31 protein-coding genes are annotated in these 24584 nt (G+C 72.5%); 13 read left to right on the forward strand and 18 right to left on the reverse strand.

Features of this window, described 5'->3' with window-relative positions; translation table 11 throughout:
- Nucleotides 1-23 precede the first annotated feature (23 nt).
- Nucleotides 24-593 carry a dienelactone hydrolase family protein gene (locus tag ABEA34_RS09165; protein ID WP_345520943.1) on the forward strand — a complete coding sequence of 190 codons (570 nt, stop codon included), beginning with the start codon at nucleotides 24-26 and terminating at the stop codon, nucleotides 591-593.
- A gap of 12 nt (nucleotides 594-605) precedes the next feature.
- Here ABEA34_RS09165 and ABEA34_RS09170 read toward each other — a convergent pair whose 3' ends face one another.
- From ABEA34_RS09170 to ABEA34_RS09200, 7 genes are all read right to left on the reverse strand, one after another.
- Nucleotides 606-1661, reverse strand: coding sequence for an MBL fold metallo-hydrolase (locus tag ABEA34_RS09170; RefSeq protein WP_345520944.1), 1056 nt, complete (start codon nucleotides 1659-1661; stop codon nucleotides 606-608).
- A 10-nt stretch (nucleotides 1662-1671) separates the two neighbouring features.
- A complete protein-coding gene (locus tag ABEA34_RS09175; RefSeq protein WP_345520945.1) occupies nucleotides 1672-2478 on the reverse strand; it encodes an SDR family oxidoreductase in 807 nt (268 codons plus the stop codon).
- Nucleotides 2475-3560 carry an NAD(P)H-dependent amine dehydrogenase family protein gene (locus ABEA34_RS09180; RefSeq protein WP_345520946.1) on the reverse strand — a complete coding sequence of 362 codons (1086 nt, stop codon included), beginning with the start codon at nucleotides 3558-3560 and terminating at the stop codon, nucleotides 2475-2477. Before ABEA34_RS09180 ends, ABEA34_RS09175 begins: the two co-directional genes overlap by 4 nt.
- Before the next feature lie 117 nt (nucleotides 3561-3677).
- Entirely contained in the window at nucleotides 3678-4862 is a 1185-nt protein-coding gene (locus ABEA34_RS09185) for an oxidoreductase (protein WP_345520947.1), read from the reverse strand.
- A 39-nt stretch (nucleotides 4863-4901) separates the two neighbouring features.
- Entirely contained in the window at nucleotides 4902-5309 is a 408-nt protein-coding gene (locus tag ABEA34_RS09190; protein ID WP_345520948.1) for a hypothetical protein, read from the reverse strand.
- A gap of 94 nt (nucleotides 5310-5403) precedes the next feature.
- Nucleotides 5404-5808 (reverse strand): hypothetical protein, encoded by a 405-nt coding sequence (locus ABEA34_RS09195; RefSeq protein ID WP_345520949.1) that lies wholly within the window; start codon nucleotides 5806-5808, stop codon nucleotides 5404-5406.
- On the reverse strand, nucleotides 5805-6152 hold the full coding sequence (locus ABEA34_RS09200; protein ID WP_345520950.1) for a hypothetical protein: 348 nt from the start codon (nucleotides 6150-6152) through the stop codon (nucleotides 5805-5807). Before ABEA34_RS09200 ends, ABEA34_RS09195 begins: the two co-directional genes overlap by 4 nt.
- Here ABEA34_RS09200 and ABEA34_RS09205 point away from each other — a divergent pair.
- Nucleotides 6130-6939 carry a putative protein N(5)-glutamine methyltransferase gene (locus ABEA34_RS09205; protein WP_345520951.1) on the forward strand — a complete coding sequence of 270 codons (810 nt, stop codon included), beginning with the start codon at nucleotides 6130-6132 and terminating at the stop codon, nucleotides 6937-6939. The two genes, ABEA34_RS09200 and ABEA34_RS09205, sit on opposite strands and share 23 nt — an antisense overlap.
- On the opposite strand, the gene ABEA34_RS09210 is transcribed toward ABEA34_RS09205, so the two are convergent.
- Nucleotides 6920-7777, reverse strand: a complete 858-nt coding sequence (locus ABEA34_RS09210; RefSeq protein ID WP_345520952.1) for an SDR family oxidoreductase — start codon at nucleotides 7775-7777, stop codon at nucleotides 6920-6922. The two genes, ABEA34_RS09205 and ABEA34_RS09210, sit on opposite strands and share 20 nt — an antisense overlap.
- 125 nt (nucleotides 7778-7902) lie before the next feature.
- On the opposite strand from ABEA34_RS09210, the gene ABEA34_RS09215 reads away from it, so the two are divergent.
- Together ABEA34_RS09215 and ABEA34_RS09220 are read left to right on the forward strand one after the other, a co-directional pair.
- On the forward strand, nucleotides 7903-8235 hold the full coding sequence (locus ABEA34_RS09215; protein ID WP_345520953.1) for a winged helix-turn-helix transcriptional regulator: 333 nt from the start codon (nucleotides 7903-7905) through the stop codon (nucleotides 8233-8235).
- A complete protein-coding gene (locus ABEA34_RS09220; protein WP_345520954.1) occupies nucleotides 8232-9002 on the forward strand; it encodes an MBL fold metallo-hydrolase in 771 nt (256 codons plus the stop codon). The genes ABEA34_RS09215 and ABEA34_RS09220 overlap by 4 nt, the downstream gene beginning before the upstream one ends.
- Here ABEA34_RS09220 and ABEA34_RS09225 read toward each other — a convergent pair.
- The gene (locus ABEA34_RS09225; protein WP_345520955.1) at nucleotides 8995-10047 is read right to left on the reverse strand and encodes an exonuclease/endonuclease/phosphatase family protein; all 1053 of its coding nucleotides are present in this window, start codon (nucleotides 10045-10047) and stop codon (nucleotides 8995-8997) included. The genes ABEA34_RS09220 and ABEA34_RS09225 overlap by 8 nt on opposite strands.
- Nucleotides 10048-10177: 130 nt before the next feature.
- Here ABEA34_RS09225 and ABEA34_RS09230 point away from each other — a divergent pair, with 130 nt between their 5' ends.
- Both ABEA34_RS09230 and ABEA34_RS09235 read left to right on the forward strand, forming a co-directional pair.
- Nucleotides 10178-10678 (forward strand): thioesterase family protein, encoded by a 501-nt coding sequence (locus ABEA34_RS09230; RefSeq protein WP_345520956.1) that lies wholly within the window; start codon nucleotides 10178-10180, stop codon nucleotides 10676-10678.
- Between the two features lie 4 nt (nucleotides 10679-10682).
- The gene (locus ABEA34_RS09235; protein WP_345520957.1) at nucleotides 10683-11093 is read left to right on the forward strand and encodes a DUF6314 family protein; all 411 of its coding nucleotides are present in this window, start codon (nucleotides 10683-10685) and stop codon (nucleotides 11091-11093) included.
- 105 nt (nucleotides 11094-11198) lie between these two features.
- Here ABEA34_RS09235 and ABEA34_RS09240 read toward each other — a convergent pair whose 3' ends face one another.
- The 4 genes from ABEA34_RS09240 to ABEA34_RS09255 all read right to left on the reverse strand — a co-directional run bounded on the left by ABEA34_RS09240 (nucleotide 11199) and on the right by ABEA34_RS09255 (nucleotide 13583).
- The gene (locus ABEA34_RS09240) at nucleotides 11199-11678 is read right to left on the reverse strand and encodes a response regulator transcription factor (protein ID WP_345520958.1); all 480 of its coding nucleotides are present in this window, start codon (nucleotides 11676-11678) and stop codon (nucleotides 11199-11201) included.
- A gap of 71 nt (nucleotides 11679-11749) precedes the next feature.
- The gene (locus ABEA34_RS09245) at nucleotides 11750-12022 is read right to left on the reverse strand and encodes a DUF7218 family protein (protein ID WP_345520959.1); all 273 of its coding nucleotides are present in this window, start codon (nucleotides 12020-12022) and stop codon (nucleotides 11750-11752) included.
- Between the two features lie 141 nt (nucleotides 12023-12163).
- Nucleotides 12164-12340 (reverse strand): hypothetical protein, encoded by a 177-nt coding sequence (locus ABEA34_RS09250; RefSeq protein WP_345520960.1) that lies wholly within the window; start codon nucleotides 12338-12340, stop codon nucleotides 12164-12166.
- A gap of 160 nt (nucleotides 12341-12500) precedes the next feature.
- Nucleotides 12501-13583 (reverse strand): NAD(P)H-dependent amine dehydrogenase family protein, encoded by a 1083-nt coding sequence (locus ABEA34_RS09255; protein WP_345520961.1) that lies wholly within the window; start codon nucleotides 13581-13583, stop codon nucleotides 12501-12503.
- A gap of 52 nt (nucleotides 13584-13635) precedes the next feature.
- Between ABEA34_RS09255 and ABEA34_RS09260 the strand changes: the two genes are divergently transcribed.
- The 4 genes from ABEA34_RS09260 to ABEA34_RS09275 are packed head-to-tail and all read left to right on the forward strand — an operon-like array spanning nucleotide 13636 to nucleotide 17712.
- Nucleotides 13636-14499: a TIGR03619 family F420-dependent LLM class oxidoreductase gene (locus ABEA34_RS09260; RefSeq protein WP_345520962.1), complete on the forward strand. Its 864-nt coding sequence runs from the start codon at nucleotides 13636-13638 to the stop codon at nucleotides 14497-14499.
- Nucleotides 14496-15119, forward strand: coding sequence for a TetR/AcrR family transcriptional regulator (locus ABEA34_RS09265; RefSeq protein WP_345520963.1), 624 nt, complete (start codon nucleotides 14496-14498; stop codon nucleotides 15117-15119). Before ABEA34_RS09260 ends, ABEA34_RS09265 begins: the two co-directional genes overlap by 4 nt.
- Complete coding sequence (locus ABEA34_RS09270) at nucleotides 15116-17068, forward strand: oxidoreductase (RefSeq protein ID WP_345520964.1); 1953 nt, start codon at nucleotides 15116-15118, stop codon at nucleotides 17066-17068. The genes ABEA34_RS09265 and ABEA34_RS09270 overlap by 4 nt, the downstream gene beginning before the upstream one ends.
- A complete protein-coding gene (locus tag ABEA34_RS09275; RefSeq protein ID WP_345520965.1) occupies nucleotides 17065-17712 on the forward strand; it encodes a PaaI family thioesterase in 648 nt (215 codons plus the stop codon). Before ABEA34_RS09270 ends, ABEA34_RS09275 begins: the two co-directional genes overlap by 4 nt.
- Here the strand turns inward: ABEA34_RS09275 and ABEA34_RS09280 are convergent.
- Both ABEA34_RS09280 and ABEA34_RS09285 read right to left on the reverse strand, forming a co-directional pair.
- The gene (locus ABEA34_RS09280) at nucleotides 17675-18922 is read right to left on the reverse strand and encodes an NAD(P)-binding domain-containing protein (protein ID WP_345520966.1); all 1248 of its coding nucleotides are present in this window, start codon (nucleotides 18920-18922) and stop codon (nucleotides 17675-17677) included. The two genes, ABEA34_RS09275 and ABEA34_RS09280, sit on opposite strands and share 38 nt — an antisense overlap.
- Nucleotides 18915-19478, reverse strand: a complete 564-nt coding sequence (locus ABEA34_RS09285) for an OsmC family protein (RefSeq protein WP_345520967.1) — start codon at nucleotides 19476-19478, stop codon at nucleotides 18915-18917. The genes ABEA34_RS09280 and ABEA34_RS09285 overlap by 8 nt, the downstream gene beginning before the upstream one ends.
- Before the next feature lie 80 nt (nucleotides 19479-19558).
- Here ABEA34_RS09285 and metX point away from each other — a divergent pair, with 80 nt between their 5' ends.
- The 3 genes from metX to ABEA34_RS09300 are packed head-to-tail and all read left to right on the forward strand — an operon-like array spanning nucleotide 19559 to nucleotide 22553.
- Complete coding sequence (gene metX, locus ABEA34_RS09290; protein WP_345520968.1) at nucleotides 19559-20761, forward strand: homoserine O-acetyltransferase MetX; 1203 nt, start codon at nucleotides 19559-19561, stop codon at nucleotides 20759-20761.
- A complete protein-coding gene (locus ABEA34_RS09295) occupies nucleotides 20758-22074 on the forward strand; it encodes an O-acetylhomoserine aminocarboxypropyltransferase/cysteine synthase family protein (RefSeq protein WP_345520969.1) in 1317 nt (438 codons plus the stop codon). The genes metX and ABEA34_RS09295 overlap by 4 nt, the downstream gene beginning before the upstream one ends.
- Nucleotides 22071-22553 (forward strand): CoA-binding protein, encoded by a 483-nt coding sequence (locus ABEA34_RS09300; protein ID WP_345520970.1) that lies wholly within the window; start codon nucleotides 22071-22073, stop codon nucleotides 22551-22553. Before ABEA34_RS09295 ends, ABEA34_RS09300 begins: the two co-directional genes overlap by 4 nt.
- A gap of 23 nt (nucleotides 22554-22576) precedes the next feature.
- Here the strand turns inward: ABEA34_RS09300 and ABEA34_RS09305 are convergent, their stop codons facing one another.
- The 3 genes from ABEA34_RS09305 to ABEA34_RS09315 are packed head-to-tail and all read right to left on the reverse strand — an operon-like array spanning nucleotide 22577 to nucleotide 24571.
- Nucleotides 22577-22984, reverse strand: coding sequence for a carboxymuconolactone decarboxylase family protein (locus ABEA34_RS09305; protein WP_345520971.1), 408 nt, complete (start codon nucleotides 22982-22984; stop codon nucleotides 22577-22579).
- 1 nt (nucleotide 22985) lies between these two features.
- Nucleotides 22986-23837 (reverse strand): NAD(P)-dependent oxidoreductase, encoded by an 852-nt coding sequence (locus ABEA34_RS09310; protein WP_345520972.1) that lies wholly within the window; start codon nucleotides 23835-23837, stop codon nucleotides 22986-22988.
- Complete coding sequence (locus tag ABEA34_RS09315; protein ID WP_345520973.1) at nucleotides 23834-24571, reverse strand: SDR family oxidoreductase; 738 nt, start codon at nucleotides 24569-24571, stop codon at nucleotides 23834-23836. The genes ABEA34_RS09310 and ABEA34_RS09315 overlap by 4 nt, the downstream gene beginning before the upstream one ends.
- Nucleotides 24572-24584: the final 13 nt, after the last annotated feature.

Genomic DNA, 24584 nt, shown 5'->3' on the forward strand with positions numbered 1-24584 from the left:
ATGGACACGGAAAGGTGACTGACATGGCCGAGGTGCTGCTCTACCACCACATCCAGGGCCTGACCGACGGGGTCCGGGCCTTCGCCGACGACCTGCGCCGGGCGGGCCACACCGTGCACGCGCCCGACCTGTTCGACGGGCACACGTTCGACAGCATCGAGGAGGGCTTCGGCTACGCCCGCGAGGCCGGGCTCGACGCGATCCGGGAGCAGGGCGCCGCCGCGGCGGACGGGCTCGGCCCGGGGCTGGTGTACGCCGGGTTCTCCTTCGGCGTGACCATCGCCCAGCGGCTCGCCCAGACCCGGCCCGGCGCGCGCGGTGCGCTGCTCGTCTACTCCTGCCTCCCGATCTCGGAGTTCGGCGCCGCCTGGCCCGAGGGGGTGCCGGTCCAGATCCACGGCAAGGCCGACGACGAGTTCTTCGACGAGGACCTGCCGGCGGCCCGCGAGCTGGCCGGGTCGACGGTGGACGCCGAGCTGTTCCTCTACCCCGGGGACCAGCACCTCTTCGCCGACTCGTCGCTCGACGCGTACGACCCGGAGGCGGCCGCCCTCCTCATGGAGCGGGTGCACACCTTCCTGGCCTCCGTGTGACCGAGCGCGGCCCTACCTCGCGGCGAAGAGCACGCCGTCCGGGGTGTCCTCGCGGGTGGCGCGGCCCTGCGCGACGAGCAGTTCGAGGTGGGCCTTGGTCTCCATGGCGGCCATGCCCTGGCTGAACTCGTCGAGCTCGTCGTACGCCCGCTCGTGGCGGGTCCAGCCGAGGTGGTGCGCGACGGTGAAGCCGGTGGACGGCCCGTCGGCGAGGGCGGCCAGGCTGAGGTCCAGGCGCCGCTCGTGGAAGGCCAGCAGCTCGTCGACGCGCTGGTGCGAGGACGGCGCGACCGGGCCGTGGGCGGGCAGGACCGTGAGGTCGGGCAGGGAGCGGACCTTGGTCAGCGAGGCCATGAAGTCGCCGAGCGGGTCCGGCGTCGGCGGGACCGTGAAGCCGATCGACGGCGTGATCGTGGGCAGCACGTGGTCGCCGGCGAAGAGCAGCCCCGAGGCCTTCTCGGCGTAGACGTAGTGGCCCGGCGTGTGCCCCGGGGTGTGGACGGCATCGATGGTCCGGTCGCCGACCGAGATCTCGTGGTCGCCCTCGAGCCAGGTGTCCGGGAAGAGCCACATCGACATGTCGGGGCCCTCGCCGTCGCCCGCCGCCCAGAGCTCGGCGAGCTCGTGCGCCCCGGCCGTGCGGAGCACGTCGATGAACGGGTTGCGGTTGAGGTCGGGGTCGTTGAGCAGCTCGAGGGCCGGCTTCTCGCCGAGGCCGAGCGCGACGTCCGCGCCGTACTCGTGGCCGAGGACGGTGGCCAGGGTGAAGTGGTCGCGGTGCACGTGCGTGACCAGGAAGCGCTTGATGTCGCCGAAGCCGTAGCCGACGTCGCGCAGGCACCGTTCGAGGAGGTCGCGGGCGACCTCGATCGACCAGCCGCCGTCGATCAGCGTGAGCCCGTCGTCGGTCTCGATGACGTAGACGTTGATGGCCTTGAGGCCGTCCATCGGCAGCGGGAGCGGGATCCGGTGGATGCCCTCGGTCACCTTCCAGGCGCCCTCCTTGCTCCAGTGCTCGCCGGAGTCGGGCGACACGGCGTACGCCGTGGGCGTGTTCGAGGTCGTCACGTGGCGGACCCTACGGGGCCACGTCGGGGAACCCGAGGTCGAGGGTCGGCTGCTGGATCCCGCCGTCGATCTCGATCAGCTTGCCCGTGACGTACTGCCCGGCCTTCGACGACAGGTAGAGCACGCCGGCCGCGATGTCCTCCGGCTCGCCGACCCGTCCGAGCGGCGTCTTGCCCTCGAGCTGGCCCATCAGCTCGGGCTGGCCCGCGACGAACTCGAGTGCGCTGGTGAGGATCGAGCCGACGTAGATGCCGTTGACCCGGATCCGCGGCGAGAGGTCCTGGGCGGCCATCTTGGTCCAGTGCGCGAGCGCGGCCTTGGCGGTGCCGTAGGCGACGAACCCGCGGTCCGCCGTACGCCCCATCATCGAGCTGATCGTGACGACGCTCTTCTGCTTCCCGTCGTCGTCCTTGAGCATGAGGGGTACGGCGGCGCGGGTCAGCGCGTGCGCGGTCGCGACGTTGAAGCTGAACGCCTCGTTGAGGAAGCGCGGGCTGGTCTTGAGGAACTCCTTGGGGAACGTGCCGCCGACGTTGTTGACGACCGTGTCGAGGCGGCCGAACTCGTCGTACGCCGTCTGCGCGAGGCCGGCGACCGCGTCGAGGTCGCTGAGGTCGGCGGGGACGACGAGGCAGCGCCGGCCGATGGCCCGGACCTGCTCGGCAACCACCTCGAGCTGCTCCGGCGTACGGGCGGAGATGAGCACGTCGGCGCCGGCCTCGGCGAGCGCGACGGCGGTGGCGGCGCCGAGGCCGCGGCCCGCGCCGGTGACGATGGCGACCTGGCCGGTGATCTCGAACCTGTCGAGGATGCTCATGCCTTGCTCACCAGGCCTCGGCCGGTGATGAGCGGCAGGTCGAGGGCGGTCACCAGGCCGCCGGGCGACGCGACGACGGCGGGGACGGCGTTGACGATCCGCTGGGCGGTCGTGATCATCCCCGAGACGTTGTGGTCGCCGTGCTCGCCGTGGTGGGTGAAGTCGAGCTGCATGAACGGCTCGCCGGTGACGATCACCCGGTAGCCACCGCCACCCTCGGCCGGTTGCGGCCACTCGGGCATCTGGTCGGGGTGGGTGCGGGTGACGTGCTCGAGGACGACCCGGTCGACGCCGTCGACCTGTCCCCGCAGCTCGAACCGGACCGCGCCGCGGGTGCCGGCCTTGACGTCGCCGGAGACCGAGTCGGTGTCGAACGGCGCCGGCTGCTGGTCGACGTGCTCGGTCAGCGGCTCGTCGAGGACGATGTCGAGGCCGGCGGCGATCTGGCGCACGACGCTGCCCCACGCCATGGTCAGGATGCCGGGCTCCCAGAGGAACGGCCGGTAGTCCATCGGGCGCCCGAAGCCGAACATGTCGCCCATGACGACGGGCTGGTAGTACGTCGAGTAGTCGGCGATCTCCATGACCCGCACCTCGTCGATGCGCTGGCTCAGGCTGGTGAGCGCGAGCGGGAGCACGTCGTTGGCGAAGCCGGGGTCGATGCCGTTGACGTGCAGGCTCGCGCCCGTACGCCGTCCCGACTCGGCGAGCTGCTCGAGCATCTCCGGCGGCAGGATCTTCTCGGGCCACTGGAGCAGGACCGGACCGCTCGACGTGACGTTGATGCCGGCCTCGATGAACCCGAACAGGTCGCCGATGCACTCGAAGACCCGGTCGTCGGCCATCGCCGTGTGCACGATGCAGTCGGGCTTCAGCGCGATCAGCGCGTCCCGGTCGGTGGTGGCGAGGACCCCGAGCTCGCGGCCGAGCTCGGCCAGCTCTCCGGCGTCCTTGCCGTCCTTGGCGGGGTTGGACACCCAGACCCCGACCAGCTCCAGCGCCGGGTGCGCGTCGATCCCGGCGATCGCGTGGCGGCCGATGGTGCCCGTGGACCAGACGACGACCTTCAGTGGCTCTCCCATGCGCGCCAACCTAGAACACGTTCTAGTTGCTTGGGAAGGGTGCGGGTTTCACCGGTCAGCCGCCAGAACCCGCACGACACGCCGTTGCTGCCCGGCGTGTCGTGCGGGATTCGGCGGTCAGCCGGGGAAACCCGCAGGCGTGATCACCGGACACCGCGTGCCCGAGTAGATGGTCGGCATGCACCTGTTGCAGTGGATGCAGACGCCCTCGGTGGCGCGGCCGGCGGCGAGCTTGTTGACCAGGTCGGGCTCGCGGAGGAGTGCCCGGCCCATGGCGACGAAGTCGAAGCCGTCCTCCATCGCCTGCTCCATGGTGTCGGTCCGGTTGATGCCGCCGAGCAGCATCAGCGGCAGCGACAGGGCGGCCCGGAAGCGCAGCGCCTTCTCCCGGAAGTACGCCTCCTCGAAGGGGTAGGTCTTGAGGAAGCCCTTGCCGACCGGCGTCTTCATCCCGAGGCGGACGACGAGGGGCATCGTCGCGGCGAACTCGGTCAGCGGCGCCTCGCCGCGGAAGAGGTACATCGGGTTCATCAGCGACGAGCCACCGCTGAGCTGCAGCGCGTCGAGGGTGCCGTCGGACTCGAGCAGCTGGGCGTACTCGAGCCCGGCGTCGGTTGTCACGCCCCCCTTGAAGCCGTCCGAGAGGGAGATCTTGGCGGTCACCGCCACCTCGTCACCGACCTCGTCGCGTACGGCGCGCGCCACCTGGCGTCCGAGCTTGGCGCGGTTCTCCAGCGAGCCGCCATACCCGTCCTTGCGGCGGTTGAGGCCCGGCGCCAGGAACGACGAGATCAGGTAGCTGTGCGCCATGTGCAGCTCGAGGACGTCGAAGCCGGCGTCGACGAGCGTGCGCGCGGTCGCGACGTACGCCTTGGTGACGCGGGTCAGGTCGGCCTCGGTGGCCGAGCGGATCATCTGCATCGAGAGCGGGCTCGGCATCCGCGAGGCACTGATCGCCTTGACGCCGTTGGAACGACCGTTGGCCACCGGGCCGGCGTGTCCGACCTGCCCCGCGATCGCCGCGCCGGTGTCGTGGATCGCCGCGGCCAGCCGGGCCAGGCCGTCGCGGGTGTCCGGGCCGACCACGATCTGCTCGTGGTGGGTCCGCCCCTCCGGCGCGACGGCGAGGTAGGCGACGGTGGTCAGCCCGACGCCGCCGCGCGCCACGGCCAGGTGGTAGTCGATCAGGGCGTCGGTCACGTGGCCGTGCGGCGCCCGGCCCTCGAACGTCGCGGCCTTCACCGTCCGGTTGCGGAGCTTGACCGGGCCGAGCTGGGTCGGGGCGAACACGTCGGGAGCCACGACGGGCAATCTAGAACACGTTCCAGTCGAGGACCAGACTCAGGCGGCGGCGAGCTGGAACAGCTCTGGCTCGCTGAGCCCGGCGAGCAGCCGCGCCTCGGTCTCGTCGTACGCCCTCTCGTCGCGCAGGATCCGCAGCAGCCCGGCGTACCCGTGACCGGCGGCCAGGGTCACGACCAGCGACTCGGCGCCGAACCGGTCCAGCCACGCCCACAGCGTCCGGGCGTCGATCTGGTGCCGCGCGACCCGGGCGAGCACGAAGTCGACCCGACGGTCGGGCAGCTCCTCGTCGAGCCGGATCCGGACGTCGCCGAGGGTGGCGAGCGCCGGGTGGCGCGACACGCGGCGCGCCCGGCGGGCGGCCTCGCGGGCGGGGGATGCGGGGCGGGTGGCCAGGTAGGCCAGGAGCACGGCGAGCGGGACTCCGAGAGCGATCAGGGTGTTCACGACGGTTCCTCAGGTGGGGGCGGGACCTCGTTGTCCCGATGGCCCCACGGTGCCGCGACCCGCTTGGGGCCGGCTGGGACCGGACTGGGAGCCGTCAGGCGGCGTGGGCGCGGCGCTTCTGGTGGCGCAGCCAGATCAGGCCGGCGATCGGCAGGACGGCCGGCACGAAGCCGTAGCCGATGCCGTAGTCGGACCACACCGAGGCGTCCGGGAACCAGTCGCGCTCGACCAGGCTGAGCGTCCCGACCGTCAGCACACCGGCGAGCTCGACCCAGAGCATCACGCTGGCGAACCCGGTCCGCCCGACCGACGCCTGGCGGATCGCGACCCAGCCGAGGGCGTAGGTCACGGCGGCCGCGAGGGAGAGCCAGTACGCGACCGGCGCCTCGTCGTACTGGGTGGTCAGCTGCACCAGCGCGCGGGCGCCGGCGGCGAGGGCGAAGAGCGCGTAGAAGGCGAGCAGCACCTTGTGCGGCCCGCTGCGCGGGGTGTCGGTCATGCCGTCATCTCCAGTCGTACGGCGACCACAGCGATCGCGAGTGCGGCGACCGCCACGACGCCGGACGACCAGGGCGCGCGGTCGTCCTTGACCGACTGCATCGCGATCGGCAGCACGCACACGGATGCGAGCAGGTAGCCGACGTACGTCGAGGTCGAGTCGGGGCCGTCGCCACTGAAGGCGCCGAGCCCGGCCAGGGCGCGGATCACGAGCAGCACCTCCAGCATCCACGTCATCTGGTCCAGCCAGCCCGGCCGCTCGCCGCGCCGGAACGCCACGACGAGGGCGAGGACGACGACCAGCACCGCGTACCCGACCACGATGAAGGTGATCTGGGTGGACACGCTCGGCATGGGAGCATCATCGACCATGCCGTACGCCGAGCTGGTCGCCACCCTCCGCGCTGCCGGCTGCGTCTTCGCGGAGGACGAGGCCCGGGTGCTGACCGAGGCAGCTCGCGACGACGCCTCGCTGGCCTGGATGCTGGCGCGCCGGGTCGCCGGCGAGCCCCTGGAGCTGGTCGTCGGCTTCGCCGACTTCTGCGGGCTCCGGATCGCGGTCGCGCCGGGGGTCTTCGTGCCGCGGCAACGCTCGTCCGCGCTGGTCCGCGCCGCTGCAGCGGGGCTGGCCGCCGGGGACGTCGTCGTCGACCTGTGCTGCGGGACCGGCGCCCTCGGTGCGGCCCTGGCCGCCGGCGTACCCGGCCTGGAGGTGTACGCCGCCGACGTCGACCCGGACGCGGTCGCCTGTGCGCGGCGCAACCTGCCGCCGGACCGGGTGTTCGAGGGCGACCTCTACGAGGCCCTGCCCGGCGACCTCCGTGGCCGGGTGGCCGCGCTGGTCGTCAACGCGCCGTACGTCCCGACCGACGACATCGCCCTGATGCCACCGGAGGCCCGCGACCACGAGCACCGGGTCGCCCTCGACGGAGGCGCCGACGGGCTCGACGTGCAGCGCGGCGTCGTCGCCGGTGCGGGCGCGTGGCTGGCGCCCGGCGGGCGGCTGCTCATCGAGTCGAGCCGCGCCCAGGCGCCGGTTACCGCCGCACTGATGGCCGCCGCCGGCCTCGCCACCGCGATCACGCTCGATGACGAGGTCGACGGCACGGTCGTCATCGGGACCAGGAGCTGACCGTCTCCGCGAGCGGCACGGTCGGGCGGCCGAGGAGCCGGGCGAGGTCGCCGGTGGTGACGCCGAGGAGGCCCTCGGCGGCGTTGCCGTCGAGCGCGACCACGAAGCCGGCGGTGCCCTCGTCGAGCCCGGCGTCGAGCAGCGCGGCCCGGTGCTCGTCGGGCGTCAGTCGCTGGTAGGTGACCTCGCGGCCGAGGACCTCGCCGAAGACGAAGGCGAGCTCGTCGAACGACCACGCGACGTCGCCGGACAGCTCGTAGACGGCGCCGTCGTGGCCCTCGGTGCTCAGCGCGACGGCGGCCGCGTCGGCGTAGTCGGCGCGGGGAGCGCTCGCGATCCGGCCGTCACCGGCGCTGCCGGCCACCACACCGGTCGCCTTGGCCTGCTCGAAGGTCGGGAGGTAGTTCTCGGTGTACCAGCCGTTGCGCAGGAATGTGAACGGCAGCCCGCTGGCGCGGATGACCTGCTCGGTCGCCGCGTGCTCGGGCGCCACGACGAGCGTGGTGTCGTCGGCGGCCGGGGCGCTCGTGTAGACGATGCGGCTGACGCCGGCCCGCTGGGCGAGCTCGACGACGGCGGTGTGCTGCGGCACCCGCCGGCCGACCTCGCTGCCGGAGACGAGCAGGAGGACGTCGCCGGCAGCCAGCCACGGCACGGACGCGGGGACGTCGTCGAAGTCGAGCCGCTCGACCCGGACGCCGCGCTGCGCGAGGTCGGCGAGCTTCTCCACCGAGCGGCCGGTGGCCACGATCTCCGAGGGCTCGACCCCGCGCTCGAGCAACGACTCGACGGTACGACGGCCCAGCGGGCCGGTGGCTCCGGTGACGACGAACGACATGACAACCTCACAGATCAGGGGTGGTGCGGACACAGGCTGCAACCGCCCGGTCGGGCGGCACCTTCCCGATCGCAGGTACCCACTTCAAAGTGGGGTACCCACCCACGGGTGGGTACGATGGCCGCATGACCGCCGCACGCGAGCTCCAGGCCGACACCGCCTGCCCGGCCACCCGGACCCTGGTCGAGCACGTCACCAGCAAGTGGGGCGTCCTCGTCCTGCTGGCGCTCGACGACCGCACCATGCGCTGGAGCGAGCTCAAGCGGGAGATCGACGGGGTCAGCGAGAAGATGCTGATCCAGACGCTGCAGACGCTCGAGGCCGACGGGCTGGTGCTGCGCACCGCGCATCCCGTCGTACCCCCGCACGTCGAGTACACCCTCACCGGGCCCGGCCACGAGGCAGCGGAGCTGCTCGCGCCGCTCGTCACCTGGGCCTTCCACCGCGCGCAGTCATGACCGGCGGCCTGTCCCTCACCTGGTGGGGACACGCCTCCGCCACCATTGCCCTGGACGACGTCCGCGTGGCCGTCGACCCGCTGCTCAGCGACCAGCTCTTCCACCTGCACCGCTACACCGCGCACCCCACCGCCGAGGCGACCGACGCCGACGTCGTGCTGGTCTCGCACCTGCACCACGACCACCTGCACCTGCCGTCGCTGCGCCGCTTCGGCCGCGACGTCCCGATCCTGGTGCCCCGGGGCGGGGAGTCCCTGCTCCGCGACCTCGGCCCCGACCGGGTGCTGCCGGTCGCACCCGGGGACGTGCTCGAGGTCGGCGGGGCGACGGTCCGCGTGCTCGCCGCGACGCACGACGGGGGCCGCGGGCCGCACACGCGGATCGCCGGCCCGCCGCTCGGCTTCCGCGTCGACGCGGCCGACCGGTCCGCCTGGTTCCCCGGCGACACCGAGCTGCGCGAGGACATGTACGACGTCGGCCGGGTCGACCTCGCCCTGGTCCCCGTCGGCGGCTGGGGGCCCACGCTGGAGGACGGGCACCTGGACCCCGTCGACGGCGCCGAGGCCGTACGCCGCGTCGGGGCCGGCCTCGCCGTACCCGTCCACTGGGGCACGTTCTGGCCGCTCGGCCTGCGCCGGCTGGCCCGCGCCAACCACCAGCGGCTCTTCGTCACGCCGGGCGAGCGGTTCCTGGCCGCCGTCGCTGACCTCACCCCCGAGATCCGCGCGCTGCTCGCCGTACCCGGGGAGCGCCTGCTCGTCAGTTGAGCTGCAGGCGGGCGGCGAGCGGCCGGTGGTCGCTGTGGAAGCCGGTCAGCACCTGCTGCCCGAGCGCGTCGATCCGCCCGACGGACAGGGCGTGACGGTCCACCCAGACGTAGTCGATGCTGCGCTTCTGGGAGGGGTACGTCGACCGCGGGGCGGCGCCGAGGAGCTGGTACGTCGAGCGGGCGACCCGACCCACGGTGCGGGCCGGTCCCCCCGCCGGGTGGTGCTTCAGGTCGGCTCTGGCGTCGAAGTTGAAGTCACCGGTGCCGACGACCCACCGGGTGCCGGCCGAGCGCCAGGCGTCCACGAGGTCGCCGAGCTGGGTCCGGGCCTGCTCGGCGTTGACCGTCGCCGTCCACCGGCCGGGCCGGTCCGGGTCCTCGATCATCGGCGGCAGGTGGGCGTCGAGGACGGTGAGGCGACCGCCGCTCGCGCGGTGCTCGAGGGTGACGACGGCGATCTGGCGGCTGCCGAACGGGTAGTCACCCGTGTCCACGCCGGAGATCGCGTCGACGAGCTCGGCCCGCACGAACTTGAACGTCGAGGTCCGCCACGAGACGGCGAGCTCGGAGAACCCACCCTTCTCGGGGAAGGTCGCGGTCGTCCAGCCGGGGAGCTCGTGCAGCATGCCGCCGACGTGCTGCGCCTCCTGCCAGCCGACGACGTCGAGGCCGGGCCGTCCGACCAGCCGGAGCACGTCGGCCGAGGCCCCGCTGGCCGACTGGGAGTGGAGCACGTTCATGCTCGCGACGCCGACCACGTCGATCGCCCGCTCCACCGGGGCCACGGTCCCGGCGGCCTGCCCGCCACGGGCCAGCTTGACCGGGCGCACGATCCGGGGCTCGACCGACCGGGGGGTCGTGGTGACGCCGGCGACCGGCGCCGCGGCGTGCGGCACCGCGGTCGACCGGGGAGCGTCGTCGGCGACCGCGGGGGCGACGAGGACCCCGAGCACGGTGGCGAGGAGGAGCAGCGGCGGCGGGCCCGACCACGTGAACCGTCGCCGAAGGTCGTGACGGCGCGCCGTACGAACCCGGATGACCACGCGGCTTCCCCTCCGGCTCGGTCCAACGAGAACACCACGCTAGCCCCATGAGCCCCTCGGGTCCCGGAGGCCACGCCCGTGTCGTGGGCCGCCGTCGAGGCCGGCACCGCGGGCCAGTACCGTCCCGGGTGTGACCACCGCGCATCCGTCGTACGACGAGCTCGCCGCCCTTCCCTCCTACGCGACCCGGGCCGTCCCGACGGCGTTCGAGGACATCAACGGCCACCTCAACATCCGGCACTACGTGGGCATCGCGAGCGAGGGCCTCGACGAGTCGCTCGCCGACGTGGGGATCCCGCAGAACTGGCCCACCGTCGCCGGCCAGGCGGTCTTCAGCGCCGAGCACCACATGACCTACCTGTCCGAGCTGCGCACGGGCGACAAGATCTCCGTGCGGGTCCGCCTGGTCGGCCGCTCCTCGCGCGCCGCCCACGTCGTCGTCTACCTGCTCGACGACTCGCACCAGAAGCTCAGCTACGTGATGGAAGAGATCTTCCTGCACATCGACATGGAGAGCCGCCGCACGGCCGACTGGCCCGACGACGTGGCCGGGGCGATCGACCGTCAGATCGCCGCCGACGCGAACCTCGCCTGGCAGCCCGTGCTCTCGGGCTCGATGGCCCTGCGCTAGGACCGTGGACCCGACCGACCTGCTCGGCACCTGGTCGCTGACGCGGACGGTCGCCGACCACCTCGCCGGCGAGCGCCGTGACGTGGTCGGCACCGCGGAGCTGACCCGGGAGGCCGGCGACCGCGTCCGGTGGACCGAGTCCGGCACGATGACCTGGCCGGGACACGCCGTGCCCGTGAGCCGCACGCTGTACGTCGTGCTCGAGGCCGACGGCTGGTTCGTGCGGTTCGAGGACGGGCGCCCCTTCCACCCGTGGGCCGTCGGCCGCCAGGTCGACCACCCGTGCGCGCCGGACCACTACCGCGGGCTGGTGGAGACGGTGGGCGAGCCGGTCACGTCGTGGACGGTCACCTGGGACGCGTCCGGGCCCGAGAAGGACTACCGGATGGTCACCCGGCACACGGACCGGGGCTGAGCCGGCACTCTCGGCTGTAACGCCGTGTTACTGGCTCTGCCCAGGGGGTTGCAGCACCCGGGGAACAGTCAGTAACCGGGCGTTACAACCCGCACGACGAGACGGCTAGTCGCGGCGGACGATCCCGTGCTGCATCGCCCAGATCGCGGCCTGGCTGCGGCTGTTGACGCCGACCTTGCGGTAGGCCGCGCGGATGTAGGTCTTCACGGAGTTGATGCTGATGTAGACCCGGTCGGCGATCTCCTGGTTGGTGAGCCCCTCGGCGATCAGGGCGAGCACCTGCACCTCGCGACCGGTGAGCCCGACGGCCTCGGCACCTGCGGCCGAGGGGTGCGCGGCCGCCTCCACCATCATCACGATCTGCTCGACGCCCACCTGGAGTGGCACCCAGGCCGCGCCCGTGCGCCGCAGCTGCGAGTCGGGCGTCTCGTCGGCCGGTCCGTCGTGCAGCACGACGTCGACCAGGCGGGAGGTCTCCTCGACCACGACCACGCGGTGCGCCTGCTGGGCGAGCATCCGGCGGAGCCCCTGCTCCACGAGCCGATCGGGGCTGGCGATGGCCACCCTCACGGGTCGTCCGGACATGGATCTGATCCTCCCGACGACCGGGCTCCCGGGGCCACCTGAACTCACCACCCGAAAGGGTGAAAGTTCACTCAGTGGTCACGCAGGGCGTGGATCAGCTCGTCCTTCGTCATCGTCGAGCGGCCCGAGATCTCGAGCTCGGCGGCGCGCTCGCGCAGGTCGCGGACCGTCCACTCGTCGTACGCCGGGGACCTGCCGCCCCGGCGTCCGACTGCGGAGCGTGAGGTGTTGGCAGCGGCGTTGGCGATCGCCGCGGACTTCTGCTTGCTGTTGCCCTCGTCGCGCAGCTTCTCGTAGAGCTCGTCGTCCTTGACGCTCGGTCCGGGCTTCTTCGATGCGGGCATCGGTCACCTCCGTGGGTCGTCGGTACGGCGTCGCCGGTACCCGACACTCGTCCGGACATGCGAGAACCCCTCCCCGCCGCTGGCGGGAGAGGGGCTCTCAGGGGAGGGACGACCGGGCGGGGGTGGCCCGGACGGCAGCGATCACGCGGCCCGGCTGAAGGTGCGGTCGGACGGTCCGGCGACGGACAGGACGACCGGGGTGCCGGTGCCGCGGAGGTCACGCACCGCCACGACGATGGCGGCGACCGCGACGGCGGAGGCGAGGGCGGCGATGGTGAGGACGGCGTACGCGAAGGCGACGTAGGTGGTGTCGATCATGGGGGTTCTCCTGACTGGTCGGGCCCGGGGGGTGGTGGGCCCGGATCGGTGTGCCGGAGTGCTCCCCGGCAGACCTACCGTGCCGCCGCCCTCTTGAGGCCGACTGGGACCTGACTGGGAACGCCGGACCAGGCAGCGGGCCGGGCGCCGACCGGTGCGCTCATCGGTCGATGGTGAAGCGGCCCGCGAAGGCGCGCAGCGGGAGGTCGGCACTGGTGACGATGCCGGGCGGGGCGTCGACGACCGCGCGGATCGAGTTCAGCGCCGGCATGCCGGTGACGGTCATCCCGATCGCCGCGAACGCCTCGACCGACGAGAAGTCGGTGCCGGGCTTCGGCAGGATCAGGTGCTTGCTGTAGATCACCGGGTCGCCCTGGATCTTGGTGATGTAGCAGCCCTGGATGTCCCAGTGCGGCTCGGTCTTGGGCGTCATCTGCCACTCGAGGTGCAGCTCGACGCGAGGGACGCCGGCCACCTTCCCGACGTACCGGAAGGCGCTGCCGCCCAGGGAGCCCTGCGGCAGCTGGAACCAGCCGAGGTCGACGTCCTCGGTGCAGGCGCCGAGCTCGTACTCGAAGTCGACGCTGTCGAGCTCGATGCCGAAGCAGTCGGCCATCAGGTGCACGCCGTCGCCGAAGACGCGGGTGCCGAGCTCGAGCAGCCGCGGGACCTCCGGGTCGTCGACCGGCATCCCGTAGCCGCAGTTGCGCCAGGTGTCGGCGGAGTGGTGGCACGAGACGTCGACGGACTCGATGCAGGTGACGTTCTCGATGTCGGTGACGTCGGCGGAGTGGACGACGGTGAGGATCTGGGCGAGACCGGGGTTCATGCCGGTGCCGTAGAAGGTCGAGCCACCACGCTCGCACGCGGCCGCGATCACCTCGGACTCCGTGCGCCCGGACGGCGTCGGGTGGTGGGCGTCGCGATGGTGGCCGGTGATGAAGTCGGCCGTCGTGACGATGTCGATGCCCGCCTCGAGCACCCGCTCGTAGAGGTCGACGTCGGGCCAGACGCCGTGGAAGGTCAGGCAGTCCGGCCGCGCCGCGAGGATCTCCTCGACGGTGCCGGTGGCGATCACGCCGATCCGGCCGATGCCGACGATCTCGCCGGCGTCCCGGCCGACCTTGTCCGCGGTGTAGCAGTGGAGGCCGACCAGCTCGAGGTCCGGATGGCGCTGCAGGCGCCGGACCATCTCGGTCCCGACGTTGCCGGTGGCCACCTGGAAGACGCGGATCCTGTCCATGTTCGCTCCTGCCGCTTTTCAACGAGGGTTCGGTGAAACTAGCATCACCGGCATGCGCTTCGCGGTGGTCTCTGCCTTCCTGCCCACGGAGGAGATCACCCCCGTCGCCATCGCGGCCGACGAGCTCGGGTACGCCGGCCTGACGATCGCCGACCACGTGGTCGACCTCGAGACCCTGGCGACGCCGTACCCCTACACCGACAGCGGCCAGCGGCGCTGGGACGAGACCTGCGCGTGGCCGGACCCGTGGGTGCTGGTCGGCGCGCTCGGCGCCGTGACCACCCGGATCCGGTTCTTCACCTCGATCTACGTCGCCGCCATGCGCAGCCCCTACCTGGTGGCGAAGTCCGTCGGCACCGCCTCCGTGCTGTCCGGCGGCCGCGTGGCGCTCGGCGTCGGCGTCGGCTGGTGCCGCGAGGAGTTCGACCTGCTGGAGCAGGACTTCACGACCCGCGGCGCCCGCACCGACGAGGCGCTGGAGCTGATGCGCGAGCTCTGGTCACCCGGCTGGACGTCGTACGACGGCACGCACTACCCGACCCCGCGGCTGGTGATGCGGCCCGAGCCCGCGGCGCCGGTGCCGATCCTGGTCGGCGGCCTGTCCGACGCGGCGCTGCGACGGGCGGCCAGGTTCGACGGCTGGGTCGGCGACATCTGCACCACCGACGAGGCGATCGCGACCGCCGGCCGGCTGCGGGCGCTGCGCGCGGAGGCCGGGCTGGACGGGCCGTTCGAGATCATCCCGGCGCTCAGCGACGCGATCCTGCCCGAGGACTTCGCGCGCGCCGGCGAGGCCGGCGTCACCGAGGTGATGACCGCACCCTGGATGTACTACTTCGGCCGGCGGGCGACCCTGGAGCAGAAGCTCGAAGGTCTGCAGCGCTTCCACGACGACGTGGTCGTGCACCTCCGATGAGTGCCGGGGCCGACCAGCACCGCCGCAACCGGCGCGGCGACGCCACCCGCGCGCGGATGCTCACCGCCGCCCTCGACTGCCTGTCGTCCGGCGACCCCGACGCCGTCTCCGCCAACCAGGTGGCCAAGCAGGCGGGGGCGACGTGGGGTGCGGTGAAGTACCAGTTCGGCGACGTCGACGGGCTCTGGGCCGCGGTCCTCGACCACCTCGAGGAGCGTCGCGGCGGGCCGCTCTCCTTCCCCGGCGGCGCCGAGGTCGCGGTCGAGGCCCGCGTCGGCCAGATCATCGCGACGCTGTGGCGCGGCCTCGACAGCCCCGACGCGCGGGCGATCGACACCCTGCGGATGACGCTCCCCCGGGAGCGCGGCGAGCTCGAGCAGAAGTTCCCGCGGACGGCGCAGGCGCTCGCCTCGTGGCAGGTCAGCTGGGTCGCCACCTGCCAGGCGGCGTTCGCCGACCTCGACCTCGACCCGGAGCGCGTGCGCGAGGTCGCGGCGCTGCTCCCCGGAGCGATGCGCGGCCTCAACTCCGAGGCACACCTCTCGACGTACTCCGACCTCGACCTGGCCCGGCACGGCCTGACCCGCTCGATCGCGGCCTACCTCGGGGAGGCCGGATGACGGCGTACGAGCACCTGCTGCGGCCCGGGCGGATCGGCTCGATGGAGCTGCGCAACCGGATCGTGATGTCGCCGATGGAGACGATGTACGGCACGCCCGAGGGGCTGCCGTCGGACCGGACCGTCGCCTACTTCGCGGCGCGCGCCGCCGGCGGCGTCGGCCTGGTCACGGTCGGCGCGACCGGGATCGACCCGCGCCATCCCGAGACGCCCGGCGGCCTGCACCTCGGCACCGACGCGTCGGTCGCCGCGCACCGCGGGCTCGTCGACGCGGTGCACGAGCACGGGGCGAAGATCCAGCCGCAGATCGTGCACGCAGGACCCGACGGCCTCGGCCCCGAGATGCACGGCGTCACCTCGCTCGGCCCGTCGGTGATCCCGTCGTACCTGACCGGACGCCCGTCGGCCGAGGTCACCCAGGAGCAGATCCGCGAGATCCTCGACCTCTACCGGGCGGCGGTGGTCCGCGCCCGGGAGGCGGGGTACGACGGCATCGAGCTGCACGCCGCGCACGGCTACATGTTCCTCGGCTCGTTCCTCGCGCCGCAGCGCAACCGGCGGCACGACCGCTACCGCGGCAGCTCGGTCGAGGGGCGGATCCGCGTGGTGCTCGAGGCACTCGCGGCGATCCGCGCCGAGGTCGGGCCGGACTTCCCGGTCACGCTGCGGATCTCCGGCTACGAGCGCGTCGCCGGCGGGCGGCCGTCGTACGAGACCGCGCTAGTGGCGCCCCTGCTGGTCGAGGCCGGCGTCGACGCCTTCCACGTCAGCGGCGGGGTGATCGATCGACTCGTGACCCAGATGGTCAACGGGGCGGCGTACGGCGACGGCCCCAACGTCGCTGCGGCCGCGGCCGTCAAGGAGGTCGTCGACGTCCCGGTCATCGCGGTCGGCCGGCTGCACGACCCGGCGCTGGCCGAGCAGGTCCTCGCCGACGGGCGCGCGGACTTCGTCGCGCTGGGCCGGCCACTGCTGGCCGACCCCGACCTGCCGCGCAAGCTCGCGACCGGCGCGCGCGTCCGCCGCTGCATCTCCTGCGAGAACTGCATCGACTCCCTCGAGGAGCGGCTCGCGACCGACTGCGCCGTCAACCCGCTCACCGGCCGCGAGCACGAGCTGCTCCCCCTGCCGGTCGCCCGGCGACGCCACGTCGTCGTGGTCGGCGGTGGACCCGGCGGGCTCGAGGCCGCTCGGCGGGCCGCGGGCCAGGGGCACCGGGTGACGCTGCTGGAGAACAGCGACCGGCTCGGCGGCCGGTTCCGGCACGCCGCCAGGGTGCATCCCGCCAACGCGCTCTTCCTCGACTGGCTGCTCGCCGAGGTGGCCGACGCCGCCATCGACGTGCGGCTGCTGACCACCGGCAAGCCCGAGGCCGTCGCCGCGCTCGAACCCGACGTGGTCGTGGTCGCCAACGGCGGGATGCTGACGATGCCGGAGGACGGCCAGGACCGGCCGCACGTCATCACGGCCCTCGACGCCCTCCAGGACTTCCCGATCGGCCGCAAGGTCTGCGTGGTCGGCGGGACCCTGCCCGGCGTCGCGATCGCGGGCCACCTGGCCGCGGCCGGGCACTTGGTGTCGCTGCTCGAGCCGGGCCCGGAGCTGGCCCCGGAGGTCGGGCCCAAGCGACGCACCGAGGAGCTCGACGAGCTCGACCGGCTCGGCGTCGCCGTCCACATCGGCACGGCGGTCGAGCGCTACACCGACGACGGGCTCGAGTTCACGCCCCAGGGTGGTCGGACCCGCGGGCTGCGTGCCGACACCGTCGTCGTGACCGGATGGTTGGCACCGAACCTGCGGTTGCACGACGCGATCGCCGCGCGGCTGCCGGACATCGACGTGCACGCCGTCGGCGACTGCCGTGGCTACGGTCTGGCGCGCCAGGCGACGGAGGACGCCGCCCGCGCGGCGTACCTGTGGGGACGGACGAGCGACAGGAGCAGGGCGTGAGCGACATCGGCGGGTTCATCCACGACGAGATCCCGAACGACGAGGTTGACCGGATCGAGGCGGTCTACGGACCCCTCACGGCGGCGGTGCGCGAGCTGGTCGACGCGACCATCCGGTCCACGGTGTCACCGGAGGAGGCCGCGCTCGCCCTGGCCGAGGTCGAGGCGGTCGTGGCGCGGCTGCGCAAGCAGCAGGTCCCCGGGGCCGCCGGCGTGCGCTTCAACTCCGAGGGGCGGGCGTGGAACTGGGGCAACGCCGCCGTCGGCCTGCGCAACGCGATCGCACCGCCGCTGGAGATCACCCACGTGCGCTCCGGTCTGGCGTTCGCCGAGGTCGGCCTCGGCGCGGCGTACGAGGGACCGCCCGGGCTGGTCCACGGCGGCGTCACCGCGCTGCTGCTCGACCACATCATGGGCGAGACCGCGGCCGCCGGCTTCACCCGGATCACGTTCACCGGCACCCTGACGATGGTCTACCGCCGCGGCACGCCGCTGGGCCCGCTGCGCCTGGACGCGCGGATCGACCGCGAGGAGGGCCGCAAGGTCTGGGTGGTCGCCTCGATCGGCGACGCGGACGGACCCACGGTCGAGGCGGAGGGGGTCTTCATCATCCCGAAGTGGGCGGCCGACCCAGCCACGTCGTGAGGTGGTCGACGACCTCGCGGGCGTCGTCCTCGATGCCGTGGATGAAGGTCGACTTGCGGCGCCGCAGCACCGGCAGGCCCAGCGCGTAGAGACCCGGGCTGTCGACGACGCCGCCGTCGTGGCGCAGCTGGCCCTTCTCGTCCACGACGGGGACGTCCAGCCAGCTGTAGTCGGGCCGGTAGCCGGTGGCCCAGACGACCGAGGCGATCTCCCCGCTGGCGAGGTCGAGCTTGAGCCGGCTGGTGGCCGGCGCCCGGGTCGGCTCCGGGCGCTCCGCGAGGTCGCCCGCCTCCGTGCCGCTCTCCACCGCCCACGCGTCGAAGCCGTCGAGCAGGCGCTGCTGCTTGAGGTCGGCCAGCGCGAAGACGTTGCGCAGGCCGCCGGAGAAGAGCGCGGTGCCGTCCCGCAGGGCCGACCAGCGACCGACCAGGTCGACGCCGAGGTCGGTGAGCGCGTTGAGGTCGAGCGTCGCGCGCTCGGGCGTGCCGACGAGCTGCGGCGACGGCAGGCGGCGCGCGCGGGTGAGGTCGTCGAGCTCGTCGTACCTCTGGTCCCAGACGCCGGAGGCGTCCATCCACCAGAGCACGTCGCGGCCGCGGTGGGTGCGCGGCAGGCGGGTGTGCTCCCCCACCGAGAGCGTGACCGGGCGGCCGGCGCGCTGGATCTCGGCCGCGAGCTGCACCCCGGTCGCGGAGGCGCCGACGACGAGCACGCCGCCGTCGGGGAGGTCGTCGGGGCTGCGGTAGTCGAACGGCGTCACCTGCTGCACCGTCCCGGGCACGCCGTCGGCGAGGGTCGGGACCGACGGCCGGTTGCAGGCACCGGTCGCGAGCACGACCGAGCGGGCCGCGATGGTCCCGCTGTCCGTGACGACGTCGTACCCGTCGGCGGTACGGCGCACCGACGTGACCATGACACCGGTGCGGACCGGCGCCTCGGTCGCGGTGGCGAAGTCCCGGATGAGCTCGACGACCTCGGTCGCCGACAGGTAGCCGTCCGGGTCGGTGCCGGCGTACGGGTGGCCCGGCAGGCGGCTCAGCCAGTTGGGCGTGAGCAGCCGGAGCGAGTCCCAGCGCTCGTGCTGCCAGGAGTTCGCCACCTCCCCGCGCTCGAGCACGACGTGGTCGATCGCGCTCTCGGCGAGGAAGTGGCTGGCCGCCAGCCCCGCATGGCCGGCGCCGATGACGACGGCGGTGTGACGCTCAGACAACCTCGACGGTCACATCGGTCGGGTTGGTCAGGGCGTCGAAGACGGCGGAGCGCTTCTGCGACTGCGCGACCAGCGCCTCGATCTCCTCCGGCGTCGCGTCGGCGTCGATCTTGAAGCTCACCCTGATGTCGTTGAAGCCGTTGCGCACGTCGCTGTCGGCGCCGAGGATGCCGCGGATGTCGTGGTTGCCCTCGACGGAGGCCTCGACCGAGCGCAGCTGGATGCCCCTGTTCTGGGCGACCGACGCGACGCCGGCGCTCAGGCAGCTGGAGAGGCCGACGAGCAGGTACTCGATCGGCGTGATGCCGTTGTCCTCGGCGGCGAACACCGCCGGGTGGTCGGCGTCGAAGACGTGCTCGGCCTCGTGGCTCTGCTCCTCGCCCAGCCCGAAGAAGGGCTGGACCCTCACCTGGGTGTGCACGCCGTTCTGCCACTGCGAGGTGGCGCGCCAGGTGAACTGGGCGGCCTCGGGTGCACCCTTGAGCACCTCGCGCGCATCGAGCAGTGCTTGGACGTTGACGCCGTTGTCGGCGACCGGGCTCTCGGTGGTGGTCATGACCCCACACCTCTCTCTGGTCGATCTTGTCTAGCGGGCTAGTGGACAATGAAAGCAGGCCCACGACTAGCATCGCCAGCATGTCAACGGTCGAGACGCAGCCCGGATCGGTCGGTGTGGTCGAGACGCGGTACGTCGACCTCCCCGACCCCGTGCCGCTGGACTGCGGCCGGTCGCTGAGCGGGGTCGTCGTCGCCTACGAGACGTACGGCGAGCTCTCGCCCGCGCGCGACAACGTGATCCTGGTCTGCCACGCGCTCAGCGGCGACGCGCACGCCGCTGGGACCAGCGCTGCTCCGGTCGCCGCGAGCACTCGCGACGGGTTCGCCGCCGAGGAGCGCGACGGGTCGGCCCCCACCGGTCTGGGCTGGTGGGACGGGATGATCGGGCCCGGCAAGGCCTTCGACACCGACGCCTACTACGTGGTCTCGACCAACCTGCTCGGCGGCTGCAGCGGGACCACCGGGCCGTCGTCGACCGACCCGGCCACCGGCACGGCGTACGGCGCGGACTTCCCGGTCGTCACCGTCGCCGACATGGTGCGCGTGGAGCGCGCCTTCCTCGACGTGCTCGGCATCGACCGGCTCGCGGCCGTGGCCGGCGGGTCACTCGGCGGGATGCAGGCGCTCGAGTGGGCCGTCAGCTATCCCGACCAGGTCGACTCGATCGTCGTCATCGCCAGCACGCACGCCCTCCAGCCCCAGGGCGTCGCCTGGAACGCGATCGCGCGCGAGGCGATCCGCGCCGACCCCGACTGGCAGGACGGCCACTACTACGGCACCGGCCGCAGGCCCGACGCCGGCATGGGCGTCGCGCGGATGGTCGGCCACATCACCTACCTCTCGGCTCCCGCGCTGGACGAGAAGTTCCACCGGCGCCTGCAGTTCGCCGACGACCTCCGCTACACGATCACCGAGCCGGAGTTCGAGGTCGAGAACTACCTGCGCCACCAGGCCGACTCGTTCGTCCGCCGCTTCGACGCCAACACCTACCTCTACATCTCGCGGGCGCTGTCGTACTTCGACCTCGCCCGCCAGTACGGCGAGGGCTCGCTCGAGCAGGCGCTGTCCGGCGTGTCCGCGCGGACCCTGCTGATCGCGTTCAGCTCCGACTGGCTCTACCCGCCCGCCGGGTCGCTGGAGATCCAGGAAGCCCTGCAGGCACTGGGCAAACAGGTCGAGCTGCACGTCATCGACGCGCCGTACGGCCACGACTGCTTCCTGCTCGAAGAAGCCCGGCAGACGCCCCTGATCCGCACCTTCCTGACAGGATCGAACCCGTGACAGAGCCACGCGTCGAGGACGACCACGACTTCGGCTTCGAGACCCGGCAGCTCCACGCCGGGCAGCGACCCGACCCCAACACCGGCGCCCGCGCGGTGCCGATCTTCCAGACGACCAGCTACGTGTTCGAGGACCCGGAGTCCGCGGCGGCGTACTTCAACCTGCAGGAGTACGGCAACACCTACTCGCGGATCATGAACCCCACGGTCGCGGTCTTCGAGGAGCGGGTGGCCAACCTCGAGGGCGGGGCCGGTGCGGTCGCCTTCGCGAGCGGCATCGGCGCCCAGGCCGCCGCGCTCTTCACGCTGCTGGAGCCCGGCGACCACCTGGTCTCGTCGCAGGCGCTCTACGGCGGCACGGTCAACCAGCTCAAGCACCTGCTGCGCAAGATGAACGTGGAGCTCACCTGGGTCGACCCCGACGACCACGACGCGTGGCGGGCCGCCGTGCAGCCGAACACCAAGGCGTTCTTCGCCGAGACGATCGGCAACCCGGCCGGCAACGTGCTCGACATCGAGGTCGTCGCCGGCATCGCCCACGAGCACGAGCTGCCGCTCATCGTGGACAGCACCTTCGCCACGCCGTACCTCTGCCGTCCGATCGAGTGGGGCGCCGACATCGTCATCCACTCGGCGACCAAGTTCATCGGCGGTCACGGCACCAGCATCGGCGGCGTGGTCGTCGAGGCCGGCACGTTCGACTGGTCCAACGGGCGCTTCCCGGTCGTGGCCGAGCCGTCGCCGGCGTACCACGGGCTGAAGTTCCACGAGACGTTCGGCACCTACGGCTACCTGATGAAGCTGCGGGCCGAGACGCTGCGCGACCTCGGTGCGGCGCTGTCGCCGTTCAACGCGTTCCTGCTGCTGCAGGGGCTCGAGACGCTGTCGCTGCGGATGGAGCGGCACGTCACCAACGCGCAGGCGGTGGCGGCGTTCCTCGAGTCGCACGAGCTCGCGTCGAAGGTGACCTATCCCGGTCTGCCGAGCAGCAGGTACGCGCCGCTCGTCGAGAAGTACCTGCCGCTCGGCGCCGGCGCGGTCTTCTCCTTCGACTGCGCCGGCGGCCGCGCCGGCGGCACAGGGCTGATCAGCGGGCTGACGCTCTGGTCCCACCTGGCCAACGTCGGCGACGCGAAGAGCCTGGTGATCCACCCCGCCAGCACCACCCACCGCCAGCTCAGCGACGAGGAGCTCGCCGCGGCCGGGGTGGGGCCGGGGACGGTGCGGCTCTCCGTCGGCACCGAGTCGGTCGACGACCTGATCTGGGACCTCGAGACGGCCCTGACCCGCGTCGGGAAGGTGGTCGCGCCATGACCGACCTCGGTCGCTTCCAGGACCCGCTGGTGATCCAGCGGGTGCTGCACAGCGCGAAGACCATCGCCGTCGTCGGCCTGTCCGCCAACGAGCTGCGGGCCAGCTACTTCGTCGGCTACTACCTGAAGCGGCACGGCTACCGGGTGATCCCGGTCAACCCCCGCGAGACCGAGATCCTCGGCGAGACGTCGTACGCCTCGCTGCGCGACGTCCCCGTGCCCGTCGACATCGTCAACGTCTTCCGTGCCCCCGACGCCCTGCCGGAGATCGCGGCCGACACGGTCGCGATCGGTGCCGGGGCGATGTGGTGCCAGTTCGGCGTGGTCAACGACGAGGGCAACCGGATCGCCGAGGACGGCGGTGTCGACCTGGTCGTGGACCGCTGCATCAAGGTCGAGCACGCGCGGTACGTCGGCCGGATGCACTGGCTCGGCTTCAACACGAAGCGGATCACGTCCGTGCGGACCGGCCTGCAGTAGCCCGCTCCGCCTCGGACCTCGGGTCAGGCCTCCTCGGCAGCCCTCGCGGCCTTGGCCTTCGCCCGGGCGGCCTTCGCGATGGTGTCCTCGACGATCGAGTTGATCCGCGCGCCGTTGGGCCAGCCGGCGTAGTGGCACAGGAAGATCACGATCTCGCGCAGCTGCTCGTCGTCGAGCTCGCCGGCGGCGTACGCCGCGGGGATCTGGATCGTGAGCACGTCGTGGCCGCCGCTGCCGGCGAGGAGGCCGATCAGCAGCAGGCGCCGGTCACGGTCGGAGAGGCCGGGCCGGGTCCAGATCTCGGCGAAGAGGTGGTCGGCGGTGATGGCGAAGAAGTCGCCGGCGCCGTCGGTCATGTCGAAGCCGTAGACCTGCTCCATCTTCTCGAGGCCGGTGCGGCGGGTCTCGGGGAGGTCGTCGAACTTGCCCATGTCACTTCTCCTTGCTCGGGAGCCCGAGCCCGGGACCGAGGCGGTCCAGGGCGAGGCGGGCGAGAGGCACGTCGACGTCGAGCTCGTCGGCGAGATCGATCGCGAAGGTCAGGTCCTTCTCGCCCAGCGCGAGGACGTGGCCGAACACGCCGTACCAGAAGTCGTCCTGGGCGATCGGTGCGGTCGTCGCGCGGTGCATGATCGCGCCCGGCCCGCCGGTGATCGCGTCGGTGTGGCGCACCACCTTGCCGAGCTCGACCAGGTCGAGGCCGGCCGCCTCGGCGAGGCGCTGGGCCTCGGTCGCGGCGGTGAACGCCACGAAGTGCATCAGGTTGCGCGCCAGCTTGAGCTTGGTGCCGGCCCCGATCGGCCCGGCGTGCGTGACCAGCGACCCCATCACCTCGAGCGCGGGCCGAGCGGCCGCGAACGCCTCGTCCGACCCGCCGACCATGATCGCGAGCGTGCCGTCGGCGGCCCCCATCGCGCCACCGCTGACGGGGGCGTCGACCACCTTGACGCCGTGCCGGCCCGCCGTGTCGGCGAGCTGGCCCGGGGTGTCGGGCCCGACGGTCGAGTGGATGACGACGGTCTGCCCGTCGCCGCTCACGCCGAGGATCTCCCCCAGCACGTCGCGCACCTGGTCGTCGTCGCGCACCATCACGCAGATGACGTCGGCCTTCGCGGCGAGGGCGGCCACGCTGGTCGCCGCCCGCGCGCCGGCCCGCTCCAGCTCGGCGACCGGGTCGGGCGCGACGTCGTACACGGTGAGCTGGACCTCGGACGACGACGCGAGCCGCAGCGCCATCGGCTTGCCGATGTTGCCGAGCCCGATGAACCCGACGCGGGTGCTCATGCCCGGAACGTCTGTCCGCCGTCGACGGCGATGATCTGGCCGGTCACCCACGACGACTCGTCGGAGAGCAGGAAGAGGCACGCGCCGACCATGTCCTCGGGCTGGCCCATCCGCTTGAGCGCGAGTCCCTTGACCAGGTCCTTGGCGGCGTCGCCGGCCTGCGTGCGCGTCGCCGCGGTGTCCGTCGGGCCGGGGGCGATCGCGTTGACCCGGATCTTCAGGCCGCCGAGCTCGTGGGCGAGCTGGTGGGTGAGCCCGTTGACGCCGACCTTGGCCAGGCCGTAGAAGCCGGAGTAGAGGTACGCCGCGGTGGAGCTCTGGTTGACGATCGAGCCACCGCCCCGCTTCTGGATCTCCGGGTAGACCGCGCGGGTCATCACCAGCGCGCCGTCCATGTTCACCGACATGAACTTCTTGTAGTAGTCCCAGTCGACGCTGATCAGCAGGTCGAACGCCATCTCGCCGTAGATCGCGGCGTTGTTGACCAGGCCGTCGATCCCGCCGTACGCCTCGACCGTCGCCGCCACGAGCGCCGCAGCGTCCTCGTGAGACGACACGTCGCAGCGGACGAAGAGCCCACCGATGTCGGCCGCGACCTTCTGACCCGCCTCGGCGTTGAGGTCGGCCACGACGACCGAGGCGCCCTCCGCCGCCAGGGCGCGTGCGTACGCCTCGCCGATGCCCTGGGCCGCGCCGGTCACGACGACGACCTTGTTCTCGAAACGCTTGCTCACGTGCTGTCTCCTA

The organism is Nocardioides conyzicola (genome assembly GCF_039543825.1).
Lineage (GTDB): Bacteria > Actinomycetota > Actinomycetes > Propionibacteriales > Nocardioidaceae > Nocardioides > Nocardioides conyzicola.